Annotated in this window: 1 protein-coding gene; it reads right to left on the minus strand. The window is 60.6% G+C overall.

Annotated elements, in window-relative coordinates:
- On the minus strand, nt 1–912 hold a 912-nt coding region (locus L692_RS27745), incomplete at both ends, for an AMP-binding protein (RefSeq protein WP_036721962.1).

The following is a 912-nucleotide window of genomic DNA, read 5'->3' on the forward strand; positions in this document are numbered from 1 at the left end:
GCCCGCGATGCACAGCTCTCCCGGCACCCCGATCGGCTGCTGATGCGCCGATCCCGGCGGCAGGATATACAGATGCGTATTCGAGATCGGCTTGCCAATCGGTACGGCTGCATGCTCCTGATCCGCTTGGCAGAGGAAATGCGACACATCGACAGTGGCTTCCGTCGGTCCATACAAGTTAATCAGCCGGGCTCCACTGACCGGCGCGATGAGACGGTGGAACCTTGTCACATGAGCCGGCAGCAGCGCCTCACCGCTGGCAAACACCTGACGCAGCGTACGTAGCCGACGCTGCAACACGCTCTCCGGCTGTCCTTCCATAAACTCCAGGAAGGCATGCAGCATCGCGGGAACGAAATGCATTGTTGTGACGCCGTAATTTTCGATCGCCGTCATAAGAAGCTCGGGGTTTTTCTCCCCGCCATGCGGCAGCAGGCACATCCGAGCCCCGGCCAGCGTCCACCAGAACAGCTCCCATACCGAGACGTCGAAGGTGATGGCGGTCTTCTGCAGGATCGTATCCCCGCTGCCGATCGGGTAGGCGCTTTGCATCCACAGAAGCCGGTTGATGACCGGCCGGTGCTCGATCATGACCCCTTTAGGCTTCCCGGTCGACCCGGAAGTGTAGATCACATACGCCAGGTCATCGGCTCCGGAAGCCCGTTCCAGATTCGAGCCGTCTTCGTGATAGCTGCGCGCCTCGTTCAGATCGACGACCGTGCCTGCAAATGCGGTACGCTCCCTCAAATGACGCTGCACTACCAGCAGACGAGTCCCCGAATCCTCCAGCATGTAGCGGATGCGTTCCTCCGGGTAATCCGGGTCGATCGGCATGTAGGCGCCGCCTGCTTTCAGGATCGCGTAGATCCCCACGACCATCTCCAGAGATCGCTCGGCCATAATGGCGACAGG

The organism is Paenibacillus forsythiae T98 (assembly GCF_000520735.1).
GTDB lineage: Bacteria > Bacillota > Bacilli > Paenibacillales > Paenibacillaceae > Paenibacillus_AQ > Paenibacillus_AQ forsythiae.